The following is a 25,714-nucleotide window of genomic DNA, read 5'->3' as shown; positions in this document are numbered from 1 at the left end:
TCACGCCAAGGCGTGGGCATTGTAGGACAGCGCCATGAGCGAAAACCCCGAACCCCAGGACCAGACCGACGTGGCGCCCGACCGGCCCTGCTCGGCCTGGGTGGCCAAGGTCATCACGCTGGTCCCCGGCGCCTTTCCCGGCGTGCTGGGCGAAAGCCTGACCGGCAAGGCGCTGGACGAAGGGCGCTGGCGGCTCGATGTGACCGATCTGCGCCCCTTCGGCGTGGGCCGGCACAAGAACGTCGACGACACCCCGGCGGGCGGCGGCGCGGGCATGGTGCTGCGCGCCGACGTGCTGGCCGATGCGCTCGATCATGTGGGCGCGGATATGCCGACGGACCGGGCGCGCTGGCCGCTGGTCTACCTGTCGCCGCGCGGGGCACGGTTCGATCAGGCGACGGCGCAGCGCTTCGCCGCGTGCGAGGGCGTGACGCTTCTGTGCGGGCGGTTCGAGGGCGTCGACGAGCGGGTGCTTGAGGAATACGGCATCGAAGAGGTCTCGCTGGGCGATTTCGTGATGACCGGCGGCGAGATCGCGGCGATGGCGGTGATCGACGCCGCGGTGCGCCTGCGCCCCGGCGTGCTGGGCAACCTGGCCTCGACCGAGGACGAGAGCTTTTCGCACGGGCTGCTGGAGCATCCGCACTACACCCGCCCGGCCGAGTGGCGCGGACGGACGATCCCCGATGTGCTGCTGTCAGGCCATCATGGCGAGATCGGCAAGTTGCGGCAGGCCGAAGCCGAACGGATCACCCGCGAGCGACGGCCGGACCTGTGGGCGGCGCATGTGGAAAAGAAACGGGGCGGCCCCTAAGGACCGCCCCGCGGAGATCGAGGTATTTCGAGATCAGAACTTGATACCGGCCCGAACCGAGAAGGTGTGGAACTGCGCATCCCAAGCCGGTGTGGCATTCAACGAGTCGGTAATATCACGGTAGACATACTCGGCCCCGACGAACATGCTGTCGGTCACGAGGTAGTCGACACCGGCGCCGAGGTTCCAACCGGTACCCTCTCCGGAATAGGGACTACCAGGGGAGGTATTGACAACCTCACCGGTTCCCATAGTGTAGCCGCCCGAGGCGTAGACCAAGGCCCGGTCGGCCTCGAACCCGACGCGCAGCTTGGCATCGAACAGGGTCATGTTCAGTTCGTTGACGGCGGCGGCGTCTTCGAGGCTGAAGCGCCCCCCAGCCAGTTCGGCACCGACCATGAAGCCGCCATCCATCACGAAGTTGTAGCCTACGAAACCGCCGTAGGAGAAGCCATCGCCCGGCGTCACAGTTGCAGGAGTGTTGCCATAGTTTGTATATTCTCCAGTCGCCCAGCCGAGGGCAGCACCGGCATAGAAGCCATCCCAATACGACATGACCGGCGCCGGGGTCGGCATGATCACCGGGTCGGGCGTGGGCGCAACGATGGTGCCGGCCGAGGCCGCAGTGGCAACGAACGAGGCGACGACGGTGGAGATGATTGCAGTCTTCATAATTGCTGCTCCTTCAGAACAATTGGTTACTCGCGATTTGGGTAATACAGTTTTGCGCTGGGGGCAATGTGACCGCGCAACATTCCGGCAAGTCGAAAAACGAAAGTCTCATTTTTGCAACAAAAGTCACGCCGACTCTGCAAGGACGCTCGGACAGAACCTGTTCCCGCAAGGTCTGGATCGGGTGATCACGATCCAGCCCCCTGATCGACCACACCCTGTCGGTGCCCCGGAGGTCGAGACTCAGGACATGGGGCGGCTCTGCCCCTCGTTCGTCGCCGGCGCGCGCAGGGAATGCGAGCTGCGCACCGCCCATCTTGCCAACCCCCTTGCCCCCTCGCCCCGATCGCCCTATACCCCCGCTCGTCCGGGGGCTCATGCGAGTCGCGCGGGCCTTTGCTTGTTCGGGTTCCCGTGTTCTTCCGCGGGGCATGACCGGTCGGGCGAAGCACAACAGCAAAGACGACCTGAACTCTGGCGGGCGACCCCCTTTTTGGGGCAGTCGGACCCGGACGAAGACCGAGAGCTCTGAGGCGGCACACCTTCGCGGACAGAACCGCGAGCGAACATAGGAGTGATCGGATGGACCTGATCGCAGAACTGGAAGCCGAGCAGATCGCCGCGCTGGGCAAGGATATTCCGGATTTCAAGGCGGGCGACACCGTGCGTGTCGGCTTCAAGGTGACCGAAGGGTCGCGCACCCGGGTGCAGAACTACGAAGGCGTCTGCATCGGCCGCAACAACGGCAAGGGCATTGCCGGCTCGTTCACCGTGCGCAAGATTTCCTTCGGCGAGGGTGTGGAACGCGTGTTCCCGCTCTATTCGACCAACATCGACTCGATCGAGGTCGTGCGCCGTGGCCGTGTGCGCCGCGCCAAGCTCTACTACCTGCGGTCGCGCCGTGGCAAATCGGCCCGGATCGCGGAAGACAGCCACTACAAAGCCCCGAAAAGCTGAGGACCGACGCGATGAAAAAGGACACTCATCCCGACTACCACATCATCGACGTCAAGATGACCGATGGCACCGTGGTGCAGATGAAATCGACCTGGGGCAGCGAGGGCGACACCCTGTCGCTCGACATCGACCCCTCGGTTCACCCGGCCTGGACCGGCGGCAGCTCGCGCCTGATGGACACCGGCGGCCGCGTGTCGAAGTTCAAGAACAAGTACGCAGGCCTCGGCTTCTGAGCCGTCCCGCCTTGCGAGACCACGAGAACCCGTTGCCCCGGCAGCGGGTTTTTCGTTTGATGGCGGCATGAAGCATCTCGCCCTCGTCCTCGCGCTTCTCGTCGCTCCGCTGCCTGCGCTGTCCGGGCCGGTGATCGGCATCGCCTTTCCACCGGCCGGGGACGACGCGGCGCGGGCCTTTACCGTCACCGCGCTGGACGAGCTTGGGGTGCGTCATGTTCGGATCGGGGAAACCTGGGCGCGAAGGCCGCTTCACGCAACGCCCGAAGATTTCGCGCCGCTCCAGCGCCGGATCGGCGCCCTGCGCGCGGGTGGGCTGCGGGTGCTTCTGACCGTCTCGGCGGATGGGCCGGACGCGGCCTGCCTCAGACGCAACGATAAAGCCTGCGCCATTGCCCCCGATGCCCCGTTCGAGGCGTTCCTCGGCGCGCTGCTGGCGGCGGTCGGCGACGATCTGGAGGCGATCCAGTTCGCCAATGAATGGGACAGCCGCTTTCCCGGCAGCACGGCGGAGTTCCTTGCGCTGCACGCCCGGTTCGCCGCAACCGTGCGCCGGCTGCGCCCGGACCTGACGCTGGTGCTGGGCGGCGTCACCGGGCGCGCGCCCTACTCGGTGGTTTTCTGCGAGGGCGGGCTGGTGCCGGACCTTGGCCCGGAGGTCGATGCGACCCCGATCATGCAGAATCTGTGCGAGAAAGACCCGGAGCGCAACCGCGCCGCGCGCGACATGGTATCGGCGGCGCTGGCGCAGGCAGATTACGACGTGGCCGACCTGCACCTCTACGACGCTGTAAACGCCTGGCCCGACGCGGTCGCCTGGGTTCGGGCCCGCACCGGGGGACGCCCGGTCTGGCTGACCGAATTCGGCGGCCCCAACCCCGAGGTCGAGCCGACATCGCCGGAGTATCACGCCTCCCGTCTTGGCCTCTACCTCGATACGGTCGCCCGATTGCCGGTCGCGCGGGCCTATTACTTCAAGCTGACGGACGATCCGGGGTCGTATCATTCCCTCTCAGGCCTCTATGACCGGCACGGTCGTCCCAAGCCGGCGCTGGAGGTGTTCCGCGCGGCCATGCGATAGAACGCGGGCGCGATGGTGCGTCGCACCTTTCCTCAGGCTGCGGACCACGTTATCCTGTGGCCAAGCGCGACAAACGCGCGACATTTGGTAGGGTGACAGCGTGGCGCATATCATCGTCGTGGGAAATGAAAAGGGCGGCGCGGGCAAGTCCACGGTCTCGATGCACGTGGCCACGGCGCTGGCGCGGATGGGGCACCGGACCGGGATGCTCGACCTCGACCTGCGCCAGAAGACCGTCGCGCGTTTCATCGCCAACCGCCTGACCACGATCAAGCGCCACGATCTTGCCCTGCCAACGCCCGTCTATCACGACCTGCCCGAGGTCGATCAGGCCAGCCTCGGCCCCGGCGAGAACGCCTATGACCGGCGGCTGAGCCAGGCCGTCGCGGCGATGGAGCGTGACTGCGACTTCATCGTGATCGACTGCCCCGGCTCGCACACACGGCTGAGCCAGGTGGCGCATACGCTGGCCGACACGCTGATCACGCCGCTCAACGACAGTTTCGTCGATTTCGACCTTCTGGCCCATATCGACGGCGAGACCGGCAAGATCCTCTCACCCTCGGTCTATTCCGAGATGGTGTGGAACGCGCGCCAGTTGCGGGCGCAGGCCGGGCTGAAGCCGATCGACTGGGTGGTGGTGCGCAACCGGCTGGGGGCGCAGGCGATGCACAACAAGGAAAAGATGGGCCATGCGCTCGACGACCTGTCGCGGCGGATCGGGTTTCGCACCGCGCCGGGCTTCAACGAGCGGGTGATCTTCCGCGAGCTGTTTCCGCGCGGGCTGACGCTGCTCGATCTGCGCGACGTGGGGGTGGTCGGGCAGATGAACATCTCGAATGTCGCCGCCCGGCAGGAATTGCGCGACCTGATCAAGGCCCTGAACCTGCCCGGCGTGACGGCGGATTTCTAGGCGTCAGTCCTCGTCCGCCAGATCGCGATCCGGGTTCCACCCAGCATCCCGCGCCCGCGCCACCGCCTCGGACTGTATCGCGAGATACCTGTCGCGGATCGGCGCGGGCAGGTCCGCGACGCGAAACCCGTGGCTCTCCCAGCGGTCCTGCACCTGCTGCCACAGCGCCTCGATCCGGGGGACGGTCCAGCCGGCGCAGGTCTCGGTTTCGGGGATCAGCCCGAACGCCCAGGCATCGCGGATGATCTTGCCGGTGTCGGTCATGCCGCCATTCAGGTCCTGGTCGATCCCGACATAGGTTCGTTCGGTTGTCATCTTCGGCGATCCTAACTGGTCAGGCTGGCGAACAGGGTCGGCAGCTTTTCGGGCAGACGCTCGACATGATCCACGATGGTATAGTTGTTCTCGCCAAAAATCCGTTTGACGTAACGGTCGGCCTCGGGGTCGAGCGTCAGGCAATAGGTCAGCACACCCTTGGACTGCAACTCCTCGACCGCCTTGCGCGTGTCGTGGCGCAAATGCTGCGGGTCGCGTTCATCGACATCGGCAGGCGCGCCATCGGTCACCAGAAGGATCAGCTTGCGCCGCTCGGGCTGGCGCATCAGGTGGGTTCCGGCGTGGCGCAGGGCGGTGCCCATCCGGGTCGACAACCCGCCGCGCATCCCGTCAAGCCGGGCCTTGGCGTCGTCGTCAAAGCGCTGGCCGAAGTCCTTGAAGCGGAAATACTGCACGTCATGGCGCCCGTCCGAGGCAAAGCCGTGCAGCGCGTAGGGGTCGCCGATACCGTCAATCGCGGTCGCCACCAGCGTCGCGGCCTCGCGCGTCAACTCCAGCACCGTCTTGTCGGACCCCTCCATCGTGTCGTTGGTGCTTTCCGACAGGTCCAGCAGCACCGTCACGGCCAGATCGCGGCGCTTGATCACGTTGCGCATGGTAATGCGCGGGTCGGGCTGCTGGCCCATGCGGATCGATACCATGGCGTCGACGGCGGCATTGAGGTCGATCTCGTCGCCGTCCTCCAAACCCCGCACCCGCTGGACGCCAACCGGCGACAGCATGTCAATGATCCGGCGGATGCGTTGCGCGACGGGCTTGTGGTCCAGCAGTATGTCCTCGACCGCGCCGGGATCGCCCCGGGTGGCCCGGCGTTCGTGCAGCGTGGCCCAATCGGGGCGGTATAGCTGCACCCGGTAGTCCCACTCCGGGTAGTGATAGGGCGGCGAAATCGGCTCTTTGCCCCACATCTCGTTGAACGAGGTGGTGGCCTCGCCTGCATCCTCATAGGGCCGGAACTCGTCCTTGCAGACCCAGATTTCCTGCGCGTCGTCACCGGCCAACTCGGCATCGACCTCATGCGCCATTTCCAGCACTGACACGTATTTGCGCACCTGCCGCTGGCTGGCCGGGGTATAAGCGGTGCCGTCGCGGCTCCAGTCGAACTCCTCGAAGGCCCAGACGAAGCGATTGTCGTCGCGGTACGGGATGCGGATGGCGTTGAGGATGCGCAGGCTCGGCACGTCGCGGCGCGCGGCGAAGATGTGGAAAAGCTCAAGCCCCAGGTCCCAGGCAAGCTGGTTGTCGTCACCGCGGGTCGTGATCGCGTCATGGAACCTGTCGCCCAGCGCGTCCAGCGCTTCGTCCCCGGCCGGGACCGCCGGATCGTTCAGGCGCCGCGCGACGCGTTCCAGCGCGGCAAGGGTCGGATGCTCCGGCGCGGCCTCTTGGTCAACCGCCAGAAGCCGGCCCCAGAGCTTGCCCAGCCCCGGAAAATCGCGCGCCGCCAGGGCCTCGATACGGGCATCCTCGACCAGCCCGATAAAGAACATCTGCGCCGGGCTGAGCTGCTCGGCCGAGATCGCCGCCGAGGTGTATTGCAGGTGCGCGGCCATATGCGTGGCCATGGCGCGGTAGAGGTCGGAGCCTGAAACCCCCGCGATATCGTCCAGCGCGTCCGGCAGGTGTAGCGCGAACTGGTCGAGATAGGGGCGGAACCCCTCGTGGTCGGCGGCCGTCGGGCGCAGGAAAAAATCGCGGCCCCAGAGCGCACGCAGGTAGAAGTTCAGTTTGCGCTGGCTGTCGATGAACAGCGTGCCGCGACGCTCCTGCTGCAGCATCTTGCGGGAATCGGCGGTTTCCAGCGCGAAATAGCGGGCCAGGTTCGGCAGGTCGCGGCGGTGGGCTTCGGCCCCGAACATCGCCCAGCGGCGCAGGCCCGAGAGCGTGAGCTTGGACAAAAGCTCGTCGATCCGGCCCAGCATCGGGCGCAGACCGCGCGCCGCGTTGGCCGACAGCTTGTGGATCAGGGCGAGGTAGCCGGTCAGAAGCTCGGGATCGCCCAGGCGCCGCGCGGCGGTGGGCAGCGACGAGAACATCAGCGCGATCACGTCGCCCGAGGTCATCGAGGCGAGTTTCAGGGCCGCGTTCACGCTGTCGCGGATCACCTCCTCGCCGCATTCGCGCACCACGGCGGGCATGTTCTCGAGGTAGGCGAACACCAGGTCATGGCCGCGCCCGAGATTGCACAGCGCCCTGGCGCCTTCGAGATAGACCTCGAGACCGGCGGGCGACATCACCCGCGCGGCTTCGTGAAAGGTGGGTTCGATGGTGGCGACAAGGTCGGGCGGCGCCTTGGCGACGCAGGCACGAAAATCATCAAGGTCGATGGTCATGTCCGGGCCTTTCGGTCTGGCGGCACCGGCGCCGGGCGGCGCCGGGATACGCGCCCGCACGGGGCGCGCTGCATCACACGAAAAACGTCTCGACCGCCGCCTGCAGGGTCTGGCGCATGTCGGGATCGTCGGTCAGCGGCGTCACCAGCGTCATCCGGCAGGCGGCGACCGGATCGACGCCCTCGGCGATCATCTGGCCGGCATAGACCAGGAGCCGCGTCGAAATCCCCTCGTCCAGCCCGTGCCCCTTGAGGTTGCGGCTGCGCCCGGCGATCTGCACCAGTTTCATCGCGGTCTCATCGTCGACGCCGGTTTCGCGCGCCACGATCTCGGCTTCCAGCGCCGCCTCGGGATAGTCGAAATCGAGCGCGCCGAAGCGTTGCTTGGTCGACTGCTTGAGGTCTTTCATCAAGGACTGGTAGCCGGGGTTGTAGGAGATAACGAGCTGGAAATCGGGATGCGCCTCAAGCAACTCGCCCTTCTTGTCGAGCGGCAATTGCCGGCGGTGGTCGGTCAGCGGATGGATCACCACGGTGGTGTCCTGCCGTGCCTCGACGATCTCGTCGAGGTAACAGATCGCCCCGATCCGCGCCGCCGTGGTCAGGGGGCCGTCCTGCCAGCGGGTGCCATCCTTGTCGAGCAGGAAGCGCCCGACCAGGTCGGAGGCGGTCATGTCCTCGTTGCAGGCCACGGTGATCAGGGGGCGGTTCAGCTTCCAGGCCATGTATTCCACGAACCGCGACTTGCCGCAGCCGGTCGGCCCTTTCAGCATCATCGGCATCCGGCGGGCATAGGCGGCTTCATACAGCGCATCCTCACCGTCGGTGACGCGGTAATAGGGTTCCGCCGCGACCCGGTATTCCTCGGCGCTTTGCACGTTCATCTCCCGCCCCCTTCGGTTCAGACCGGATTGCCGCGAAACACCACCATCTCGGCACCCTTGGACTGGGCGTAGTTGTCGAAACCGACCAGGCGGACGTGATTGTCCGGGTGCGCCTTGTGGCAGGCTTCGGCCTCGGCCAGGATACGGTCGACATCGGTTTCCCCGAACATCGGCAGCTTCCACATGTACCAGTAGTGGTCGAAGGCGTTTTCCGGCTCGGTGTGCTCGATTGCCGGGTTCCAGCCCTTGGACACGATGTATTCCACCTGCTTGCGGATACGCGCGGCGTCCATTTCCGGCAGGTAGGAGAAGGTTTCGAACTTGCGGCTGGTGGCGTCGGAAAGGCTCGACGAATAGTCCTGCATGTCGCTCATGGCTCTGTCCTTTGTCTGTTGTGGTCGGGCGAAGATCAGCGGTGCTGCACGTCGAGCTTGTCGACGGTGTCGAACTCGAACTTGATCTCTTTCCAGGTCTCCATCGCGATGGCCAGTTCCGGGCTGGCCTTGGCCGCCTCGGTCAGGATCTCCTTCCCCTCGGTCTCGAGCGCGCGACCCTGGTTGCGCGCCTCGACGCAGGCTTCCAGCGCCACCCGGTTGGCCGCGGCCCCCGCCGCGTTGCCCCAGGGGTGGCCCAGCGTGCCGCCGCCGAACTGAAGCACCGCGTCGTCGCCGAAGATCGTGACCAGCGCCGGCATGTGCCAGACGTGAATGCCGCCCGAGGCGACCGCGAAAGCACCCGGCATCGCGCCCCAGTCCTGGTCGAAGAAGATCCCGCGCGAGCGGTCTTCCTTGACGTAGCGTTCGCGCAAGAGGTCGATCCAGCCCAGGGTCGACGCTCGGTCGCCCTCGAGCTTGCCGACCACGGTGCCGGTATGCAGGTGATCGCCACCCGACAGCCGCAGCATCTTGGTCAGCACCCGGAAATGGATGCCGTGGTTCGGGTTGCGGTCCAGAACCGCGTGCATGGCGCGGTGGATGTGCAGAAGCATGCCGTTGTCGCGGCACCAGTTGGCCAGCCCCGTGTTGGCGGTGAACCCGCCGGTCAGGTAGTCGTGCATGATGATCGGCGCGCCAAGCTCCTTGGCGTATTCGGCGCGCTTGTACATCTCTTCGGGCGTCGGCGCGGTGACGTTCAGGTAATGCCCCTTGCGCTCGCCGGTCTCGGCCTCGGCCTTGTCGATGGCCTCCATCACGAAGTCGAAGCGCTGCCGCCAGCGCATGAACGGCTGCGAGTTGACGTTCTCGTCGTCCTTGGTGAAATCGAGCCCCCCGCGCAGGCATTCATAGACCGCGCGGCCATAGTTCTTGGCCGACAGCCCCAGCTTGGGCTTGATCGTGCAACCCAAGAGCGGGCGGCCATACTTGTTCATCACGTCCCGCTCGACCTGGATGCCGTGCGGCGGGCCGCCACAGGTCATCACGTAGGCCAGCGGGATGCGGACATCCTCAAGACGAAGCGCGCGCACCGCCTTGAAGCCGAAGACGTTGCCGACCAGCGAGGTCAGGATGTTGACCACCGAGCCTTCCTCGAACAGGTCGATCGGGTAGGCGATGAAGGCATAGAACGCCTCGTCGTTGCCCGGCACGTCCTCGATCGCATAGGCGCGGCCCTTGTAGTAATCGAGGTCGGTCAGAAGGTCGGTCCAGACCGTCGTCCAGGTGCCGGTCGAGCTTTCGGCGGCAACCGCGGCGGCGGCTTCTTCGCGCGGCACGCCGTCCTGTGGGATGACCTTGAAGCAGGCCAGAAAATCGGTGTCCTTGGGGGTGTATTCGGGCATCCAGTAGGTTTCCCGATAGTCCTTCACCCCGGCGCTGTAGGTCTTGACTTGATCCTTCGGCATTTCGGTCATGCTCCTCCCAATCCGTCGCCATGGCCCGGATGGGCCGCTGCGTCAGGGATAGTTGACCGGTGGCATAAAAAATAGTAAATAGTTTTTATCATCATCATAGATAAAACTGTATGCCAAAATACATCGCCCCGACCCTGCAGCAACTGCGTCTGTTCGAAGCCGTGGCGCGGCACGGGTCCGTCACCCGCGCGGCCGAGGAGGTTCACCTGACGCAGCCCTCGGTGTCGATGCAGGTGCGCGCGCTCGAGGACAAGATCGGGCTGCCCCTGACCGAACAGATCGGCAAGACGCTGCACCTGACGCGGGCGGGCAAAGCGGTGGCCGAAGCCAGCCGCGACATTCTCGGGCGCATGGCAGAGCTTGAACAGGCCCTGCGCGATCTCGAGGGCGAGGTGGCAGGGCCGCTGTCCGTCGCGGTGGTGTCCTCGGCGAAATACGTGGTGCCGCAGCTTCTGGGTGCATTCAAACGCCGGTTTCCCAAGGTCGAGCCGCATCTCGAGATCGCCAACCGCCAGACCGTGCTGGCGCGGCTGGCGACCAATTCCGACGATCTGTGCATCATGGGGCAGCCGCCCGAGGGGCTGTCGGTGGTGGAACGGCCATTCCTGGAAAACGTGATCGTGCCGGTGGCGCGCGCCGATCATCCGCTGACATCCGAGACCGGCATCGCGCTGGCGCGGCTGGCACGCGAACCGCTGATCCGGCGCGAACCCGGCTCGGGCACACGCAAGGCGGTGCAGGCGCTGTTCGCGGAGGCGGGCATCGAGGCGGGCGCGCATCTGGAGCTTGACGATGTCGAGGCGATCAAGCAGGCGGTCGCCGCCGGTCTGGGGGTGGCGTTCCTGTCGCTGCACGCGCTTCGGCTGGAGCTTCTGGCGGGCGAGGTCGCGGTGCTGGATGTGGCCGGGTTTCCGCTGCACCGGCAATGGTATGCGGTGCACCGCGAGGGCAAGCACCTGTCGAACGCGGCGCGCGGGTTTCTGGATTTCCTGATGGCCGAGGGCGCGGACGAGGTGGCGAATACCTGAGGCGCGGCGTCCGGGTCCGGCCATCGCCGGACCCGGAGGGGTCACATCACGCTCACATGCGCTGGGTGAAGGTCGGCACCTTGACCGCCATCGCATAGTCACGCGCCAGCGCCAGGTAGGCGTCATAGCTTTCCTTGACGGCGGCAAAGTCAGCGTTGGCGGCGGCGTTCTCGTCGAGCACCTCGGCAGACGCGGTCTTCAGCGCCGCGACCACGTCGTCGGGGAAGGCGCGGAATTCGACGCCCTGCTCCATAAGCTGCTGCATCGCGACGGTGTTGAAATAATCGAACTGGGCCAGCGATTCAGCGGCGGCGGCGTCGGCGGCGTTTTCGATCACCGCTTGCAGATGCGCGGGCAGCGTGTCCCAGGCATCCTTGTTGACCACGACCTCGAGGCCGGCCGACGGCTCGTGGAAGGCCGGCACATAGCAGTAGTTCGCCACCTTCTGCAGACCGAACGCCTGGTCGAGCATCGGGCCGACCCATTCGGCGGCGTCGATCGCGCCCGACTGGAATGACGGAAAAATTTCCTGTGCCGGCAGCAGCACGGCGTTGACGCCGACCTTGCGCATGGCCTCGCCACCCAGTCCGGCGATACGCATGTTGAGACCCGAGAGGTCTTCGAGCTTTTCGATCGGCGACTTGAACCAGCCCGCCGCCTGCACCCCCGAGTTGCCCGAATAGAACGGCACGAGGTTGCGCTGGGCATAAAGGTCGTTCCACAACTCCTGCCCGCCGCCATAGCGAATCCAGGCCGAGGTTTCGACCGCCGTCATGCCGAACGGCACCGCCGAGAAATAGTGCACGGCGGTATTCTTCGAGGCGGCATAGTAGGGCGTCGAATGGCCGATCTCGGCCGTGCCCTGTTCCACGGCATCCTCGACACCGAAGGGCGGGACAAGTTCACCCGCCGAGAACACCTTGAGCGTCAACTGCCCGTCCGTCATCGCCGCGACCCGGGCTGCAAAGGTGGTGGCGTTGGTGCCCACGCCCGGCGCCTGCGCCGGAAACGAGGTCGGCATCTTCCACTCGATCTTGCCCTGCGCCACGGCGGGGGCAGCCAGTGCGGCGGCGGGGGCGGCAAAGGCCCCGGTCTTCAGGAATTGGCGACGTTTCATATGGTCCTCCGGTTTTGGTCGTTCTCGTCAGAAAACAACGGATGGCAGCCACGTCGCCAGTGCCGGAAACATGGCCAGAATTCCGATCGCCACGATCTGGATCGCGACGAAGGGGATGATGGAGCGGTAAATCGTGCCTGTCGAGAGGCCCGGTGGCGCGACCGAGCGGAAATAGAACAGCGCAAAGCCGAACGGCGGGGTCAGAAACGAGGTTTGCAGGTTCATCGCAAACAGGACCGCGAACCAGACCGGGCTGATGTCGCCTTGCAGGATCACCGGGCCGACAATGGGAATGATGATGAAGATGATCTCGACGAATTCGAGGATGAAGCCCAGGAGGAACACCACCAGCATCGTCGCCACCAGCATCCCGTAGGCCCCGCCGGGGACCGTGTGCATCAGGTCGGCGACCATCTCGTCGCCGCCATAGCCGCGAAACACCAAGGACAGCACGCTGGCGGCGATGATGATGCCGAAGATCATGCCCGAGACATAGATCGTCTCGGCAATCGCCCCGATCAGCACGCCGTTTCGCACCAGCGCGATGGCGGCGGTCAGAAGCCCGGCCCCGAGCGCCACCAGCAGCCCCACGGTCACCAGCGTGCCGAGCGAGAAATCGAGCTGGCCGGAGGTGAAATCGACCCGCAAAAACCCCGCCGCCGAGGCCCCGAGCAACGCCAGCGCGAATGCCGCCGTGGCCAGCGCGATCCGCTTGTGCCGACGCGAACTCTGGGCCGCGGCCACCAGGATCGCCCCGGCCACGCCTACGCCTGCCGCCTCGGTCGGGGTGGCGAAGCCCATCAGGATCGACCCCAGCACCGCCACGATCAGCGCAAGGGTGGGCAGGATGCCGGCCACAACCTCGCCGATGCGGATCGGATCGTTGGCCGGCTTGGGCACCGCCCCGCCCGCGCCCGGACGCAGCCTGACCAGCACGTAGAGCGCATAAAGCCCCACCAGCAACAGCCCCGGCAGCATCGCCCCGGCGAAAAGATCGCCCACCGTCACCGGGTCGGGGGCGAAATTGCCGGCGTTCTGCTGCGCCTCGATATAGGCGTTGGACACCTGGTCGCCCAGGAGGATCAGGATGATCGACGGCGGGATGATCTGGCCCAGCGTGCCGCAGGCGCAGATCAGGCCCGACGAGGTTTTCTCGTCCACCCCGGCGCGCAGCAGCGTCGGCAGGCTGATCGTGCCCAGCATCACGATGGTCGCGCCGATGATGCCGGTCGAGGCCGCGATGAGCGTTGAAACCACGATCACCGACAGGGCCAGCCCGCTTTGCGTGCCGCCGAGCAGCCGGTTGATCGAGGTCAGCATCCGTTCGGCCTGTTTCGATCGGTCAAGCAGCACGCCGACCAGCACGAACAGCGGCACAGCGATCAGCAGCCGGTTTTCCATCACCCCGAACACGCGCTGCGGCACGGCCTGGAAATACACCAGGTCGAAATGGCCAAACAGGCTCGAGGCGAGGGCGATAAGGGTCGGCACCCCGGCGATCACCAACATCATCGGCAGGCCCGACAGGATGCCCGCCAGCAGGCCCACGCCCAGCACGACGATCCAGAACAGCTCAATCGTCATCGCGCGGCCCCTCGCGGTCGGCCAGGTCGGCCAGCGCGATGATCAAGACCAGCACGCACATCACGATGACGGTCGATTTCACCACGAACAGACCGCCAAGCCCGCCGGTCTCCATCGACCCTTCGCGGATTTTCCACGATGCCGACACCAGCGGCGCCGCGTTCCACAGCATCAGGCCGAACACCGGCAAGGTAAAGATGAGATGCCCGATCCGGTCGATCCTGCGGTTTCGCCCGGGTGCGAATTTCGCCCGCAGCACGTCGACGCGCACATGCCGGTCAAGGTGCATCGCCAGCGGCACCGACAGCACCACCAGCGACGAGAAGGAATAGGTCACCACGTCCTGAAATTCGAGGAACCCGACGCCCATCACGTAGCGCATGAGCACGATCACCACCTGAACCGCGAACATCGCCGCGAACAGTGCGAGGGCAACGCCCAGCGTGACCCGGTGGAGCCGGTCGACGATGCGTTTCACCTCTCGCGCCCCTCCGCGTCCCTTGTGCATTCCGCCCCGCGGGAATGCGCCGATCCGGTGCCGGCTCCGGCTTCATATGCCGTGACAACGATGCGTGGCGCAAGCCGCCCGGGCCGGTTTTCGCGCCTTCAGGCCAGTTTGTCGCCACCGCCGGCACGGGCCGGGCGCGTCGCCTCGCGCCAATGCTTGCGGCACACCGGCACGTAGCGTTCGTTGCCTCCGATCTCGACCTGATCGCCATCGAACACCGCCACGCCACCCGCCCCGGTGCGGTAAACCATCGTGGCCTTGCGACCGCATTTGCAGATCGTGCGCGCCTCGCGGAACTCGTCGGCCAGCGCCAGCAGCGCGGCGGAGCCTTCGAAGAGCTGCCCCCGGAAATCGGTGCGCAGCCCGTAGCACATCACCGGAAGGTTGAAGTCGTCGACCGCAACGGCCAGTTCCTCGACCTGGGGGCGGGTCAGGAATTGCGCCTCGTCGACCAGCACGCAGTTGATGCCGTCATCCGCCGCCTTGCGCAGGTGGGTTTCCATCAGGCTCTGGCCCGGCTCGAAGGTCTCGGCATCGACTTTCAGCCCGATCCGCGACGAGATCTTGCGGTGCCCGTCGCGGTGATCGAAAGCCGCCGTCAGCAAGAGGCAGCGCATGTCGCGCTCGCGGTAGTTCCATTCGGTCTGGATCAACAGGCTGCTCTTGCCCGCGCCCATGGTGGCATAGATGAAATGCAGTTTCGCCATCGCTGTCCCTTGCCGGTCGTCCCCTGGTGCGCAGCGGGTAAGACATTCCCCGGATATGCGTCAACCGCCCCGGCGGTTTCAGACCGGGCTGACCAACGGTTTTCCATCGAACAGGGCAAGGATGTTCTCGACCGCCTTCAGCCCCATCGCCACCCGCGTCTCCAGCGTGGCCGAGCCGAGATGCGGCAGCAGGGTGACGTTCTCCATCCGCCTCAGCGCCTCGGGCACCGCAGGCTCATGTTCATAGACATCCAGCCCCGCCCCGGCGATCTGCCCGGCCTCGAGCGCCGCGATCAGCGCGGCCTCGTCCACCACGTCGCCGCGCGCGATGTTCACGAGGATGGCGTGCGGCCCCATCGCGGCCAGGGTCCCGGCGCCGACCAGGTGGTGCGTCTCGGCCCCCCCCGGCACCGCGACGACGACGATATCGGCGGCCCGGGCGACCGCCTCGATGCTGTCCAGTTGCCGCGCAGGGACATCCGGCGACTTGGCCGAGCGGTTGTAGAACACCACCTCCATGCCGAACCCGAAATGACAGCGCCGCGCAATCGCCTCACCGATCCGGCCCATGCCGATGATGCCGACGGTCCTGCCGGTGACCTGCATCCCCAAAAGCTCCGTCGGGTGCCAGCCCTGCCAGTTCCCGGCCCGCACCAACCGCTCGCCCTCGCCCGCGCGCCGTGCGGTGGCGAGGATCAGGGTCAGCGCCAGATCGGCGGTGGCATCGGTCAACACGCCGGGCGTGTTGGTGACGGCCAGCCCATGCGCGCGGGCGGCGGCCACGTCGATGTGGTTGTAGCCGACCCCGAAATTCGCCAAGAGCCGCGCCCGGATCGGCCCGGCGGCTTTGAGAAGGTCGGCGGGGAACATGTCGCCCAGCGTCGGCAGGATCGCGTCGTGGTCGCGCAGCGCCGCGATCAGCGTGTCACGCGAGGCGGGCGTGGTCTTGTCGCGCAGCACCACCTCATGGGCGGACAGCGCGTCGAGCACTTCGGCGGGGTAGGTGCGGGTGACGAAAACGCGGGCCATCAATACATCCTTGCGCCGTTGGGCACCGATTTGTCGGGCGTAATCAGCACCACCTCGCCATCCGCATCCGGCAGGCCGAGCACCAGCGCCTCGGACATGAACTTGCCGATCTGGCGCGGCGGGAAGTTGACGACCGCCAGCACCTCCTTTCCGATCAGCGCCTCGGGCGAATAGTGCACCGTGATCTGCGCGGAGCTTTTGCGCACGCCGATCTCGTCACCATAATCCACCCAGAGCTTGATCGCGGGCTTTCGCGCCTCGGGAAAGGGCTGCGCGTCGATCACCGTGCCCTTGCGGATATCGACCTTTAGGAAGTCGTCGAAACTGATCTCGCTCATGCCCCCAACTCCCGCGAGCGGTCGGCGGCGGCGGCAACCGCGCGGCGCAGAAGGGCGGGAAAGCCGTTTTCCTCGTCCATCAGCACGTTGAGCGCGGCCTGCGTGGTGCCGCCCGGGCTGGTGACGTTCACCCGCAATTGCGCCGGATCGTCCTGCGCGGCCTCGGCCAGCGCGCCCGCGCCCCCGACCGTCGCCTTGGCCAGCTGCATCGCCAGGTCGGGGGCCAGCCCCTGCGCCGCGCCAGCCGCCGCCAGCGTCTCGATCAGGTGAAAGACATAGGCCGGGCCGGAACCGGACACCGCCGTGACCCCGTCCATCTGGTCTTCGCTGTCCAGCCGCACCACCTGCCCGACCGCCGCCAGCAGGCGCTCGGCCAGGTCGAGGTCGGCGGGCGTCGCATGGGTATTGCCGACAATGGCGCTGATGCCGCGCCCGATCGCGGCGGGCGTGTTCGGCATCGCCCGCACGATCCGGCGGTCTTCGCCCAATGCGGCCTCGTAGGCGCGGATCGGGGTGCCGGCGGCCACTGACATGAACAGGGTGTCGCCCTTGACGGCGGCAAGCGTCGGCAGCGCCTCGCCCATCATCTGCGGCTTGACCGCGATCAGCACGATGGCCGGATCGGGCGGCAGATCGGCGTTCAGGTTCAGCCCGTCGAGGCCCTTGAGCCAGTCGCTCGGATTGGGGTCGATTACCCAGACCGACCCCGCCGCCAGCCCGCGCCCAAGCCAGCCCTCGAGCATCGCCGACCCCATCTTGCCGCAGCCCAGAAGCACCAGCCCGCGCGCGTTCAGATCGTCCATGTCCATCACACTTCCGTCCCGTCCCGTTCAGATCAGGGCGGCAGGGTAGAGCGTGTTTTCGAGATGTAAAGCCGGGGTGGCGGAAACCTTCGCGCCCTCCCGAAGGAGGGCGCACGAGGTGCCGGCGCCAAGGGAACAACGCCAGCCTGGTATCTTCAAACGCGCGGTCTAGGCGCGCCCGTATGCCTCGGCGATGGCGACCTGCATGGCGCTTTCGACGCTGCGGTCGCCCCATGTGACCAGTTGGAAGGCCGGGTAGAAGCGTTCGGCATTCATCACCGCGGTGGAAATCAGCCGGTTGATCTGCGCCTGCCCGGCGATCTGGCCGCCCGCCAGCACCAGCCCGTAGCGATAGACCATCAGCCGCTGTTCGTGCCAATAGGTGAAGGCACCGGCCCAGCACATGTCGTTGGTCGAATTCAGCGCCTCGTAGAGCGCCGGCAGTTTGTCCTCCGGCGGCTCCATTTCGAAGGTGCAGATCAGGCGTAGGGTTTCGTCCACCGCCGACCAGGCCAGCGTGATCGAATAGGTGCGCCACTGACCCTCGACCGCCATGGCGATCTGGTCGTCGGCCACCCGGTCGAAATCCCAAGCGTGATGCTCGGCGAGGTGTTCGACGATATCAATCGGATGAATCTCTTCGGAGTCGAGATAGTACTCGGTCGCCGTCATGGCTGTCCCCTTCTGCTCGCAGAGCCCTTGTGGATGCAGCCACACAAGAACTCGGTGCCTCTACCGGGTCTGGCGTCTCCCGCGCCTGGTCCCTACGAGATATGGTGGGTTATTCGTTGACTCCTGTAAAGGAAAAATCGGAAAATTCACGATTTCCAAACGAATCGAGTCGCTTGGGGACTCGCCGCTTGCATTTTTCGCGCATTACTCCGGCCGGATCTGCCGCTCGGACGGGGCGCGATCCGGCTCGAACCTGACGCGGCGCAGGAAAAGCGCGGCGATGAACGAGGCGAAGGCCAGGCCCGCGGCGGTCAGGAACATCGGCCGCAGCGCCGAGGCGAAGCCTGCCTCGACGGCGTCGCGCACGGCCGGGTCGAGATCGGGCAGAGCCAGGGGCGACAACCCGTCGATCGCCGCGACACCGGGGACCGAAACCGTGGCGAGCCCGGACGAGACGATCGCGCTGTAGACCGACATCGCCAACGAGGCGCCGCCAATGCGCGCCAGCGTCATCGCGCCTGTGGCCGCGCCGATATGGCCGCGCGACACTTCGTATTGCGCGCCGATGATCGGCGCCTGTTGCGACAGCCCGCTGGCGAACCCGTGCACCAGCAGGACCGCACCCAATACCCAGACCGGACCACCCACCGGAAAGCCGGCCAGCCCGGCCAGCGCGACGCCGGTGAGGATGGCGCCGGCGACAAGCAGGGGTTTGTAAAGCCCGGTGGCCGAAATCACCCGCCCCGCCGCCAGTGCCCCCACCGCGAGACCGCCGGTGATGACGATGAAGAACAGCCCGGCGATGGTCGGCGCGAAGCCCAGCGCCATCTGGAGGTAGAGGGCGACGAAATTCAAAAGCCCGATGGTCACCGCCCCGCTGACGGCGGCGACGATCAGCAGCAGCGAGAAGTTTCGGCTGCGAAACAGCGACAGGGGGATCACGGGTTCTTGCGCGCGCCGTTCGATGCGAACCCAGACGACCAGGGCGGCGGCGATCAGGGCGAACAGGCCGACGCTCTGCCAGGTCGCGAAACTGCCGAAGATCTGGTGGCTGTCGGCAACCAGCACCAGCCCGATGATCGCGACCGCCAGCGTCAGCGCCCCGCCATAGTCGATCTGCACCGCGCGGCCGGGGCGGGCACGCGGCAGAAGCGCGACGATCCCGGCCAGCGCGATCAGGCCCAGCGGCAGCGTCACCAGAAAGATCGACCGCCAGCCCAGCGTGGCGCTCAGAACCCCGCCCGCCGTCGGCCCGATCGAGGCCGAGGCGACCAGCAGCAGGCTGTTGTAGCTTTGATAGCGGGCGCGCTCACGCGGCTGGAAGATATCCGCGGTCACGCCGAAAGCACTGACGATGATGCCGCCACCCCCGAGGCCCTGGAACGCCCGGGCGGCGATCAGGCTTTCCATCGACCAGGCCAGCGCGCAACTGGCCGACCCGAGCAGGAAGATCGACAGCGCGAAGATCAGGACCGCCTTGCGCCCGATCAGGTCACCAATCTTGCCGTAGATCGGCATCACCGTCGCCTGCGCCAGCAGATAGGCCGAGCCGACCCAGCCGAACCGCTCCATCCCGTCGAAGCTCGACACGATCGAGGGCAGTGCCGTGGCGACGATCTGGTTGGACAGCATCGCGGTGAAAATGCACAGCATGATGATGCCGAGCACCAGCATCCGCTGCCGGTGCGGCAATGGCAGGGCGACTGGGTAATCACCCGAATCTGCGGCGGGGCTGTGGGTCAATTCGGGTCGGTCCGTCTGGGTAAGGCGAAATCTGCCCCTGCCATAGCCCAGCCGGGGCCGATTTGCACGACGATGTCGGATCGAAGCGGCGCGGGAAAACCACATTCGATTCAATCCCTTCCGCCAGAGACCGCCACGCCATGCGCCGGGGTTGGAGCAGCCATGCGTTTTGCGCATGGGCATTTCCCGGTCTATCCTTGATTGGTGCAGGTGGATCGCCTAACTGGGGCTTTAAGCACGAGTGATTCGTATGGCCCAGACACAGGAGGCTGCCATGCTGACACGAGACGATCTGATCCGTGAATACCGGGCGCGCGGCGCGACTTTTCCTGCGCTGCTTGTCGTCTATGGACTCCTGCTTGTCACCATGGGCGCGACGGCCCTGGCCATCGTCTGAGCATCCGCATCTGACGCCGTATCCGTGACCCCGACATCATCGTCGCCGGGGCCGCGGGCGTGCGTCTGTGGCATTCCCGATCTGCCGCATCAGGTCGAGGGCGCCGCATCTCCCTTGGAGGTGGCGGCCTCTCCGATGTTGTCCAGCCCGCGCTCTTCCAGAAGCTCGGTCAGCCAGTTCGGGTCCATCTCGGGAACCGAAGACAGCAGCAGGTCGGTATAGGGGTGGTGCGGCGGCCTGAACATCTCGTCCTTCGGCCCCTGCTCCACCACCTTGCCGTTCTGCATCACCACCACCTCGTCGGCAATCGAACGCACCGTGGCAAGGTCGTGGGTGATGAACATGTAGGCAAGGCCAAGCTCTCTCTGGAGCCGGTCCAGCAGCCTCAGGATGCCCTCGGCGACCAGTTGGTCGAGCGCCGATGTCACCTCGTCGCAGATGATGAACTCAGGCTCGGCGGCCAGCGCGCGGGCGATGCCGATGCGCTGCTTCTGCCCCCCTGACAGTTCCGGCGGATAGCGGTTGTAATACTGCGACGGCTCCAGTTCGATCAGGTCGAGCAACTCGTCGACCCGCTGTTTCAGCGCGGTCCCCTTGAGACCGGAATAGAACTGCGCCGGGCGGCCGATGATCTCGTGGATCTTGACCTTGGGGTTGAGCGCGGTATCGGCCATCTGGTAGATCATCTGCGCCTGGCGCAACTGATCCCGCGTCCGGTCGGTGTATTTCGGCGGCAACGGCTCGCCCTTGAACAACACCTGCCCCTCCATCGGCGGCAGCAGTCCGGTGATGACCCGCGCCGTGGTCGACTTGCCCGACCCGGATTCGCCCACCACCGCCACGGTCATGCCGGGATAGATATCGAACGACACGTCATCCAGCACCTTGACCCCGCCGGTATAGGCCGCGTGCACGTTCTGCACCGAGATCAACGGTTCGGTGCCATCGGTCGGGCGCGATTTCTGTTTGCGTTTGAAACTGCGCACCGCCCAGAGGCTCTTGGTGTAATCCTCCTGCGGGTTGTCCAGCATCTCCTCGGTCGAGGCCTGTTCGACCTCTTCGCCTTTGAGCAGCACCTTGATCGTATCGGCCATCTGCGCCACCACCGCGAGATCGTGGGTGATGTAGATCGCGGCGGTGTTGAACTGGTCCACGATGTCGCGGATCGCCGCCAGCACCTCGATCTGGGTGGTCACATCCAGCGCCGTTGTCGGCTCGTCGAAGATGATCAGGTCGGGGCGGCAGGACATCGCCATCGCCGTCATCGCCCGTTGCAACTGCCCGCCGGACACCTGGTGCGGATAGCGAAAGCCGATTTCCTGCGGGTTGGGAAGGCGCAGGCGCTCGTAAAGCTCCATCGCGTCTTCCTGCGCTTCGAGGCGTTTCTTGATCCGGTAATGCACCGGCGCCTCGGTGTGCTGGTCGATGATCCGGTGCGCCGGGTTGAACGAGGCCGCCGCCGACTGCGCCACATAGGCGATGCGCGAGCCGCGCAGCGCGCGGCGTTCGCTCTCGGTGGCCGTGGTCAACTCCATCCCGTCGAACTCGATCGAGGAGCCCTCGCAGATCCGCGTGCCATCGCGGGCATAGCCCATCGCGGCCGCACCGATGGTGGATTTGCCGGCACCGGATTCGCCGATCAGCCCCATCACCTCGCCGCGGTGCAGTGTCAGGTCGACCCCCTTGATGATGTCGACCCAGGTTTCGTCGGAATAGCCCTGGATGCGGAGATCCTTGATCTCCAGCAGGATGTCCTTGTCGGAAAACTTGGTCATCTTATCAATGCTCCTTCAGGCCGGAGGACCGGAACAGCATCCAGTCGACCACGAAGTTGACGGCCACGGTCAACAGCGCGATCGCCGCCGCCGGGATCAGAGGCGTGATGTCGCCGAACGAGATCAGTGTCGCGTTTTCGCGCACCATCGACCCCCAGTCGGCGGTCGGTGGCTGGATGCCAAGACCGAGGAAGCTGAGACCGGCGATCAAGAGGAAGACGAAGCAGAACTCGAGCCCGAATTCCGCGATCAGCGGCGACATCGAGTTCGGCAGGATTTCACGCCGGATCAGATACCAGTCGCCTTCGCCGCGCAGCTTGGCGGCTTCGATATAGTCCATCACCACGATGTTGCCGGCAACCGCGCGCGTCAGGCGGAACACCCGGGGCGAGTAGATCACCGCCACGACGATCACGATCACGACAAGGCTGGTGCCGAAGATCGACAGCATCAGAAGCGCGAAGATCAGCGACGGCACCGACATGATGACATCGGCGGCCCGGCCCATGATCTGATCGAACCAGCCGCCCTTGACCGCGGCCAGAAGCCCGGCCAGCGCCCCCATCAGGAAGGCGAGGATGGTCGCGGTCAACGCCAGCCCGACGGTGTTTCGCGCGCCATAGATGATGCGGCTGAACACGTCGCGGCCAAGCTGGTCGGCCCCAAGAAGCATGTTGGCATCCGGCGGCGCGAAGGCCGACGCGATCACCTCGGCCTCGCCATGCGGTGCGATCACCGGCGCGAAGATGCCGGCGATGGCGTAGGTGAAGATCACGAACATCCCGAACGACGCGGTCAGGGGGGCGGTGCGCAACTCCTTGGCCAGGTTCGGCCGGGCGATCTGCACCAGGAACTCCTTGAACGCGTAGGAGGTGCCGACCGCCAGCGCCAGCGCGCCGGCGAAGATCGTGACGACCCTGAGCGCCGGGGTGCCGCCGATGATGCCCAGCACGAAGGACACCAGCGTCAGCGAGAACAGGAGCATGAAGGTCCGGCGGTAGTTGAAATAGGCCGCCAGGCAGGACGCGGCGATCAGGGCCGCGTAATATCCAATGACGAATACACTCATTTTGCCGCCCTCACTTCGGATGCCGCAAACGCGGGTTTGTCAGAATCGCGCCGACGTCGGCGGCGAGGTTCAGCAGGATGAAGGTGGCCGCGAAGATCAGACAGCAGGCCTGCACGATCGGGAAATCCCGTTTCGCCACCGCATCGACCAGCGCCTGCCCGATGCCCGGATAGACGAACACGACCTCGACCAGCACGACGCCGGTGATGAGATAGGCCAGGTTCAGCGCGATCACGTTGATGATCGGCGCCCAGGCGTTCGGCAGTGCATGCTTGACGATGACCTTCCACGGCGGCGTGCCCTTGAGCCGCGCCATCTCGATATAGGGCGAGGCCAGCAGGTTGATGATCGCCGCCCGGGTCATGCGCATCATGTGCGCCGTGACGACCAGCACGAGGGTCAGCGCCGGCAGGAAGGTGCGGTTCAGAAGCTCGCTCAGGCTCATGTCGCTGGACAGGCTCGCGATGGCCGGGAACATGTTGGTCTTGACCGCGAGAAACAGGATCAGGATGTAGCCGAGAAAGAACTCGGGCGACGAGATCGACGTCAGGGTCAGCACGTTGGCGACCCGGTCGAACAGCGTGTTGCGCAGCAGCGCGACCGTCACGCCCAGGATGATCGAGATCGGCACCGCGATGACCGCCGCATAGGCCGCGAGGAACAGGGTGTTGACGAACCGGTCGCCGATGGCCTCGCTCACGGGTTCGCCGGACACCAGGGAGACGCCGAAGTCGCCCTGCACCGCGCCACCCAGCCATTGCAGGTATCGCCAGACGGCCGGCTGATCCAGACCGAGTTGCCGCCGCATCTCGGCCACGGTTTCCGGCGTTGCGCTCTGGCCAAGCACCGCCTCGGCGATATCGCCGGGCAGCAGTTCGACCGCGAAGAAGATCAGGATCGATACGACCAGAAGAGTCAGTAATCCCAGACCCAGCCGTTTGAGCACGAGCCGTGTCAAATCGCCCATCGTTCACTCCCCATTGGACCCGGCGTTTTCGCCGGTCATTATTGCCGTCACCTTGTCCCCTCGCCACCGATGTCGGGATCGGCCGGCGCGGCCGGTCTTGTCTTGCCGGCTTGTCGGGGTGCGACCGGAGCAGGCCCGGCACGCGAAACGCGCCGGGCCCTGTCTTTTCAGGCGGCTCAGGAGGTGAACCACCAGCGGCTTGCGGCGCGGGCCCCGTCGCTTTCCCAGCTTGCCGCCAGTTGGTCGGGGGTGCCCACGTTGGCGCGGGCCGCGTAGACGAAGTTGTTGAAGAACGGGATGACGGTGCCGCCATCGTCACGCGCCAGCATCGCCATTTCGCGATACATTTCGGCGCGCAGCGTGTCGTCCAGTTCGGCCTTGGCCTGAAGCAGCAGTTCGTTGAACCGCTCGTTCTGCCAGCGGCTCTCGTTCCAGGCCGCGTCCGACTTGTAGGCCAGCGTATACATCACGTCCGGCGTCGGGCGTGCGCCCCAGGACACGAGGCACCACGGCTTTTTCAGCCACACATCGGAATAGTAGCCATCGTTCGGCTCGCGCACCACGTCGATGTTGATGCCCGAGGCCTTGGCCTGTTCGGCATAGAGCACGGCCATGTCGACGGCGCCGGCATAGACGCTGTCGGCGGTCGAGATGCTGACCGAAAGTCCCTCGGCACCCGCCTTCTTCAAGAGCGACTTGGCCTGATCCGGGTCATACTCGCGCTGCGGAATGTCGTCGGGCCAGTAGGGCTGGGCCGGCGAGTGGTGGAAGTCGTTGGCCTTGGTCGCGGCGCCGAACGCGATCTTCTCGATGATCTCGTCGCGGTTCATCGACAGCTTCAGCGCGTTGCGAACATCGACATTGTCGAACGGTGGCGTGTCGCACAGCATCGGCAATGTGATCGCGCCCGCCGAGGGGATGTTGAAGATGTTGATGTTCGGATCACGCTGCAACAGCGCCATCGTCTTGAGCTCGATCAGCGAGACCGAGTCCACATCGCCCGTGACCAGCGCGGTCTGACGCGCGTTCGGGTCGTTCAGGGTGATGATGTCGACCTTGTCGAACCACGCGCCCTCGCCGTGCCAGCCATCGTGGCGGCTGAGGCTGAATTGCACGCCGAATTCGCCCGAATCGATCTTGTAGGGGCCCGAGCCGTCGCCCGATTTCCAGTCGATCGTGCCGTCGTCATTGGCGGGGCAGATCGCGAAATGGTAGTCGGTCATCAGCCACGGAAGGTCGGCATTGCCACCGGTCAGCTTGACCTTGACGGTATGGTCGCCGTCCTTGGTGATCTCGACCACATCGGTCAGCAGCGCCTTGGCCGCCGAGGTGGTCTCGTCGCCGCGGTGATGGTTGAGCGATGCAATGACGTCGTCGGCGGTCACCTTCCTGCCGCTGTGGAAGCTGGCATTCTGGTTCAGGTTGAAGGTCCATTCCGACGCGTCGGCGGACGCTTCCCAGCTGTCGGCCAGATCGGGGCCGAGCGAGCCGTCGCCGTTGATCATCGTCAGATAGCTGCGGTGGGTATGGGCAAGGAAGATCATCGTCCGGGTGACATAAGTGCCCGGATCGTGGGTATCGCCGGTGTTGCCGTCATGCAGACCCCAGCGGAAGGTGCCGCCGCGCTGCGGGGCCGCCGCGGCACTCTTGGTCCAGAGCCCGGTGGCCGTGGTCGCGGTCAGGCCGGCCGCGGTCGAATAATACATGAAGTCCCGACGCGAGATCCGGCCCTTGCGGGCGCCCTCGGCGATCCGGTCAATCAGTTCCTGGTCTTTTTTTGTCATGTTGTCTCCCTGTAGATTTTGGCCATCCGCACACGCGGCAACCATGGTCAAGCATCTTCCTCCGAATAGGCGAAAGAAAGCTCAAATGCGACATGCGCCAAGCAAAACACGAAACGACCCCC

Annotated in this window: 26 protein-coding genes; 7 read left to right on the top strand and 19 right to left on the bottom strand. The window is 65.7% G+C overall.

The genetic code is table 11. The features are described 5' to 3' along the window. Positions 1 to 34 precede the first annotated feature (34 nt). Positions 35 to 814: a tRNA (guanosine(37)-N1)-methyltransferase TrmD gene (trmD, locus tag FVF75_RS05465; protein WP_148376940.1), complete on the top strand. Its 780-nt coding sequence runs from the start codon at positions 35 to 37 to the stop codon at positions 812 to 814. Between the two features lie 33 nt (positions 815 to 847). Here trmD and FVF75_RS05460 read toward each other — a convergent pair whose 3' ends face one another. Further along, a complete protein-coding gene (locus FVF75_RS05460; RefSeq protein WP_148376939.1) occupies positions 848 to 1,486 on the bottom strand; it encodes an outer membrane protein in 639 nt (212 codons plus the stop codon). Positions 1,487 to 2,068: 582 nt separating this feature from the next. Between FVF75_RS05460 and rplS the strand changes: the two genes are divergently transcribed. From rplS to FVF75_RS05440, 4 genes are all read left to right on the top strand, one after another. Continuing rightward, on the top strand, positions 2,069 to 2,443 hold the full coding sequence (gene rplS, locus FVF75_RS05455; RefSeq protein WP_148376938.1) for a 50S ribosomal protein L19: 375 nt from the start codon (positions 2,069 to 2,071) through the stop codon (positions 2,441 to 2,443). An 11-nt stretch (positions 2,444 to 2,454) separates the two neighbouring features. After that, positions 2,455 to 2,676, top strand: coding sequence for a 50S ribosomal protein L31 (rpmE, locus tag FVF75_RS05450; RefSeq protein WP_148376937.1), 222 nt, complete (start codon positions 2,455 to 2,457; stop codon positions 2,674 to 2,676). Positions 2,677 to 2,743: 67 nt separating this feature from the next. Further along, positions 2,744 to 3,757, top strand: a complete 1,014-nt coding sequence (locus FVF75_RS05445) for a glycoside hydrolase 5 family protein (RefSeq protein WP_148376936.1) — start codon at positions 2,744 to 2,746, stop codon at positions 3,755 to 3,757. 100 nt (positions 3,758 to 3,857) lie between these two features. Beyond that, positions 3,858 to 4,670, top strand: coding sequence for a division plane positioning ATPase MipZ (locus tag FVF75_RS05440; protein ID WP_148376935.1), 813 nt, complete (start codon positions 3,858 to 3,860; stop codon positions 4,668 to 4,670). 3 nt (positions 4,671 to 4,673) lie between these two features. Here FVF75_RS05440 and FVF75_RS05435 read toward each other — a convergent pair whose 3' ends face one another. The 5 genes from FVF75_RS05435 to FVF75_RS05415 form a co-directional block, all read right to left on the bottom strand. Beyond that, on the bottom strand, positions 4,674 to 4,985 hold the full coding sequence (locus tag FVF75_RS05435; RefSeq protein ID WP_148376934.1) for a hypothetical protein: 312 nt from the start codon (positions 4,983 to 4,985) through the stop codon (positions 4,674 to 4,676). Positions 4,986 to 4,996: 11 nt separating this feature from the next. Next, positions 4,997 to 7,339 carry a nitric oxide reductase activation protein NorD gene (locus FVF75_RS05430; RefSeq protein WP_148376933.1) on the bottom strand — a complete coding sequence of 781 codons (2,343 nt, stop codon included), beginning with the start codon at positions 7,337 to 7,339 and terminating at the stop codon, positions 4,997 to 4,999. Between the two features lie 73 nt (positions 7,340 to 7,412). Beyond that, positions 7,413 to 8,222 (bottom strand): CbbQ/NirQ/NorQ/GpvN family protein, encoded by an 810-nt coding sequence (locus tag FVF75_RS05425; protein WP_187392981.1) that lies wholly within the window; start codon positions 8,220 to 8,222, stop codon positions 7,413 to 7,415. 17 nt (positions 8,223 to 8,239) lie between these two features. Next, positions 8,240 to 8,596: a ribulose bisphosphate carboxylase small subunit gene (locus tag FVF75_RS05420; protein ID WP_148376932.1), complete on the bottom strand. Its 357-nt coding sequence runs from the start codon at positions 8,594 to 8,596 to the stop codon at positions 8,240 to 8,242. Between the two features lie 35 nt (positions 8,597 to 8,631). Then, positions 8,632 to 10,062: a form I ribulose bisphosphate carboxylase large subunit gene (locus FVF75_RS05415; protein WP_148376931.1), complete on the bottom strand. Its 1,431-nt coding sequence runs from the start codon at positions 10,060 to 10,062 to the stop codon at positions 8,632 to 8,634. A 119-nt stretch (positions 10,063 to 10,181) separates the two neighbouring features. Between FVF75_RS05415 and FVF75_RS05410 the strand changes: the two genes are divergently transcribed. Next, positions 10,182 to 11,099 carry a LysR family transcriptional regulator gene (locus tag FVF75_RS05410; protein ID WP_148376930.1) on the top strand — a complete coding sequence of 306 codons (918 nt, stop codon included), beginning with the start codon at positions 10,182 to 10,184 and terminating at the stop codon, positions 11,097 to 11,099. Between the two features lie 52 nt (positions 11,100 to 11,151). Here the strand turns inward: FVF75_RS05410 and FVF75_RS05405 are convergent, their stop codons facing one another. The 9 genes from FVF75_RS05405 to FVF75_RS05365 all read right to left on the bottom strand — a co-directional run bounded on the left by FVF75_RS05405 (position 11,152) and on the right by FVF75_RS05365 (position 19,531). Further along, complete coding sequence (locus tag FVF75_RS05405; protein ID WP_148376929.1) at positions 11,152 to 12,216, bottom strand: TRAP transporter substrate-binding protein; 1,065 nt, start codon at positions 12,214 to 12,216, stop codon at positions 11,152 to 11,154. A gap of 27 nt (positions 12,217 to 12,243) precedes the next feature. After that, positions 12,244 to 13,800 (bottom strand): TRAP transporter large permease, encoded by a 1,557-nt coding sequence (locus tag FVF75_RS05400; protein WP_148376928.1) that lies wholly within the window; start codon positions 13,798 to 13,800, stop codon positions 12,244 to 12,246. Then, complete coding sequence (locus FVF75_RS05395) at positions 13,790 to 14,278, bottom strand: TRAP transporter small permease subunit (RefSeq protein ID WP_222861196.1); 489 nt, start codon at positions 14,276 to 14,278, stop codon at positions 13,790 to 13,792. Before FVF75_RS05395 ends, FVF75_RS05400 begins: the two co-directional genes overlap by 11 nt. A gap of 128 nt (positions 14,279 to 14,406) precedes the next feature. Continuing rightward, the gene (locus FVF75_RS05390) at positions 14,407 to 15,015 is read right to left on the bottom strand and encodes a thymidine kinase (protein ID WP_148376926.1); all 609 of its coding nucleotides are present in this window, start codon (positions 15,013 to 15,015) and stop codon (positions 14,407 to 14,409) included. 78 nt (positions 15,016 to 15,093) lie between these two features. Then, entirely contained in the window at positions 15,094 to 16,044 is a 951-nt protein-coding gene (locus FVF75_RS05385; protein WP_148376925.1) for a 2-hydroxyacid dehydrogenase, read from the bottom strand. Next, positions 16,044 to 16,382 (bottom strand): tRNA-binding protein, encoded by a 339-nt coding sequence (locus FVF75_RS05380; protein WP_148376924.1) that lies wholly within the window; start codon positions 16,380 to 16,382, stop codon positions 16,044 to 16,046. The genes FVF75_RS05385 and FVF75_RS05380 overlap by 1 nt, the downstream gene beginning before the upstream one ends. Beyond that, positions 16,379 to 17,191, bottom strand: coding sequence for a pyrroline-5-carboxylate reductase (gene proC, locus FVF75_RS05375; RefSeq protein WP_148376923.1), 813 nt, complete (start codon positions 17,189 to 17,191; stop codon positions 16,379 to 16,381). The genes FVF75_RS05380 and proC overlap by 4 nt, the downstream gene beginning before the upstream one ends. A gap of 162 nt (positions 17,192 to 17,353) precedes the next feature. Continuing rightward, positions 17,354 to 17,857, bottom strand: coding sequence for a type III secretion system chaperone family protein (locus tag FVF75_RS05370; RefSeq protein ID WP_148376922.1), 504 nt, complete (start codon positions 17,855 to 17,857; stop codon positions 17,354 to 17,356). Between the two features lie 204 nt (positions 17,858 to 18,061). Continuing rightward, positions 18,062 to 19,531 (bottom strand): MFS transporter, encoded by a 1,470-nt coding sequence (locus tag FVF75_RS05365; RefSeq protein WP_148376921.1) that lies wholly within the window; start codon positions 19,529 to 19,531, stop codon positions 18,062 to 18,064. A gap of 343 nt (positions 19,532 to 19,874) precedes the next feature. Between FVF75_RS05365 and FVF75_RS17815 the strand changes: the two genes are divergently transcribed. Next, positions 19,875 to 19,997, top strand: coding sequence for a hypothetical protein (locus FVF75_RS17815; RefSeq protein ID WP_281289571.1), 123 nt, complete (start codon positions 19,875 to 19,877; stop codon positions 19,995 to 19,997). Between the two features lie 89 nt (positions 19,998 to 20,086). Here FVF75_RS17815 and FVF75_RS05360 read toward each other — a convergent pair whose 3' ends face one another. The 4 genes from FVF75_RS05360 to FVF75_RS05345 form a co-directional block, all read right to left on the bottom strand. After that, positions 20,087 to 21,772: an ABC transporter ATP-binding protein gene (locus FVF75_RS05360; RefSeq protein ID WP_148376920.1), complete on the bottom strand. Its 1,686-nt coding sequence runs from the start codon at positions 21,770 to 21,772 to the stop codon at positions 20,087 to 20,089. 4 nt (positions 21,773 to 21,776) lie between these two features. After that, entirely contained in the window at positions 21,777 to 22,841 is a 1,065-nt protein-coding gene (locus FVF75_RS05355) for an ABC transporter permease (protein ID WP_148376919.1), read from the bottom strand. Between the two features lie 10 nt (positions 22,842 to 22,851). After that, positions 22,852 to 23,808, bottom strand: coding sequence for an ABC transporter permease (locus tag FVF75_RS05350; RefSeq protein ID WP_148376918.1), 957 nt, complete (start codon positions 23,806 to 23,808; stop codon positions 22,852 to 22,854). A gap of 176 nt (positions 23,809 to 23,984) precedes the next feature. Continuing rightward, positions 23,985 to 25,592, bottom strand: a complete 1,608-nt coding sequence (locus FVF75_RS05345) for an ABC transporter substrate-binding protein (protein ID WP_148376917.1) — start codon at positions 25,590 to 25,592, stop codon at positions 23,985 to 23,987. Positions 25,593 to 25,714 lie beyond the last annotated feature (122 nt).

Source organism: Maritimibacter fusiformis, from assembly GCF_008086115.1.
Classification (GTDB): domain Bacteria; phylum Pseudomonadota; class Alphaproteobacteria; order Rhodobacterales; family Rhodobacteraceae; genus Muriiphilus; species Muriiphilus fusiformis.
This window is presented reverse-complemented; position numbering and strand designations above follow the sequence as displayed.

Coding starts and splice junctions, on each gene's coding strand:
- trmD (WP_148376940.1), top strand. CDS start 35: ATGAGCGAAAACCCCGAACCCCAGGACCAGACCGACGTGGCGCCCGAC.
- FVF75_RS05460 (WP_148376939.1), bottom strand. CDS start 1,486: ATGAAGACTGCAATCATCTCCACCGTCGTCGCCTCGTTCGTTGCCACT.
- rplS (WP_148376938.1), top strand. CDS start 2,069: ATGGACCTGATCGCAGAACTGGAAGCCGAGCAGATCGCCGCGCTGGGC.
- rpmE (WP_148376937.1), top strand. CDS start 2,455: ATGAAAAAGGACACTCATCCCGACTACCACATCATCGACGTCAAGATG.
- FVF75_RS05445 (WP_148376936.1), top strand. CDS start 2,744: ATGAAGCATCTCGCCCTCGTCCTCGCGCTTCTCGTCGCTCCGCTGCCT.
- FVF75_RS05435 (WP_148376934.1), bottom strand. CDS start 4,985: ATGACAACCGAACGAACCTATGTCGGGATCGACCAGGACCTGAATGGC.
- FVF75_RS05430 (WP_148376933.1), bottom strand. CDS start 7,339: ATGACCATCGACCTTGATGATTTTCGTGCCTGCGTCGCCAAGGCGCCG.
- FVF75_RS05425 (WP_187392981.1), bottom strand. CDS start 8,222: ATGAACGTGCAAAGCGCCGAGGAATACCGGGTCGCGGCGGAACCCTAT.
- FVF75_RS05420 (WP_148376932.1), bottom strand. CDS start 8,596: ATGAGCGACATGCAGGACTATTCGTCGAGCCTTTCCGACGCCACCAGC.
- FVF75_RS05415 (WP_148376931.1), bottom strand. CDS start 10,062: ATGCCGAAGGATCAAGTCAAGACCTACAGCGCCGGGGTGAAGGACTAT.
- FVF75_RS05410 (WP_148376930.1), top strand. CDS start 10,182: ATGCCAAAATACATCGCCCCGACCCTGCAGCAACTGCGTCTGTTCGAA.
- FVF75_RS05405 (WP_148376929.1), bottom strand. CDS start 12,216: ATGAAACGTCGCCAATTCCTGAAGACCGGGGCCTTTGCCGCCCCCGCC.
- FVF75_RS05400 (WP_148376928.1), bottom strand. CDS start 13,800: ATGACGATTGAGCTGTTCTGGATCGTCGTGCTGGGCGTGGGCCTGCTG.
- FVF75_RS05390 (WP_148376926.1), bottom strand. CDS start 15,015: ATGGCGAAACTGCATTTCATCTATGCCACCATGGGCGCGGGCAAGAGC.
- FVF75_RS05385 (WP_148376925.1), bottom strand. CDS start 16,044: ATGGCCCGCGTTTTCGTCACCCGCACCTACCCCGCCGAAGTGCTCGAC.
- FVF75_RS05380 (WP_148376924.1), bottom strand. CDS start 16,382: ATGAGCGAGATCAGTTTCGACGACTTCCTAAAGGTCGATATCCGCAAG.
- proC (WP_148376923.1), bottom strand. CDS start 17,191: ATGGACATGGACGATCTGAACGCGCGCGGGCTGGTGCTTCTGGGCTGC.
- FVF75_RS05370 (WP_148376922.1), bottom strand. CDS start 17,857: ATGACGGCGACCGAGTACTATCTCGACTCCGAAGAGATTCATCCGATT.
- FVF75_RS05365 (WP_148376921.1), bottom strand. CDS start 19,531: ATGCTGGTGCTCGGCATCATCATGCTGTGCATTTTCACCGCGATGCTG.
- FVF75_RS17815 (WP_281289571.1), top strand. CDS start 19,875: ATGCTGACACGAGACGATCTGATCCGTGAATACCGGGCGCGCGGCGCG.
- FVF75_RS05360 (WP_148376920.1), bottom strand. CDS start 21,772: ATGACCAAGTTTTCCGACAAGGACATCCTGCTGGAGATCAAGGATCTC.
- FVF75_RS05355 (WP_148376919.1), bottom strand. CDS start 22,841: ATGAGTGTATTCGTCATTGGATATTACGCGGCCCTGATCGCCGCGTCC.
- FVF75_RS05350 (WP_148376918.1), bottom strand. CDS start 23,808: ATGGGCGATTTGACACGGCTCGTGCTCAAACGGCTGGGTCTGGGATTA.
- FVF75_RS05345 (WP_148376917.1), bottom strand. CDS start 25,592: ATGACAAAAAAAGACCAGGAACTGATTGACCGGATCGCCGAGGGCGCC.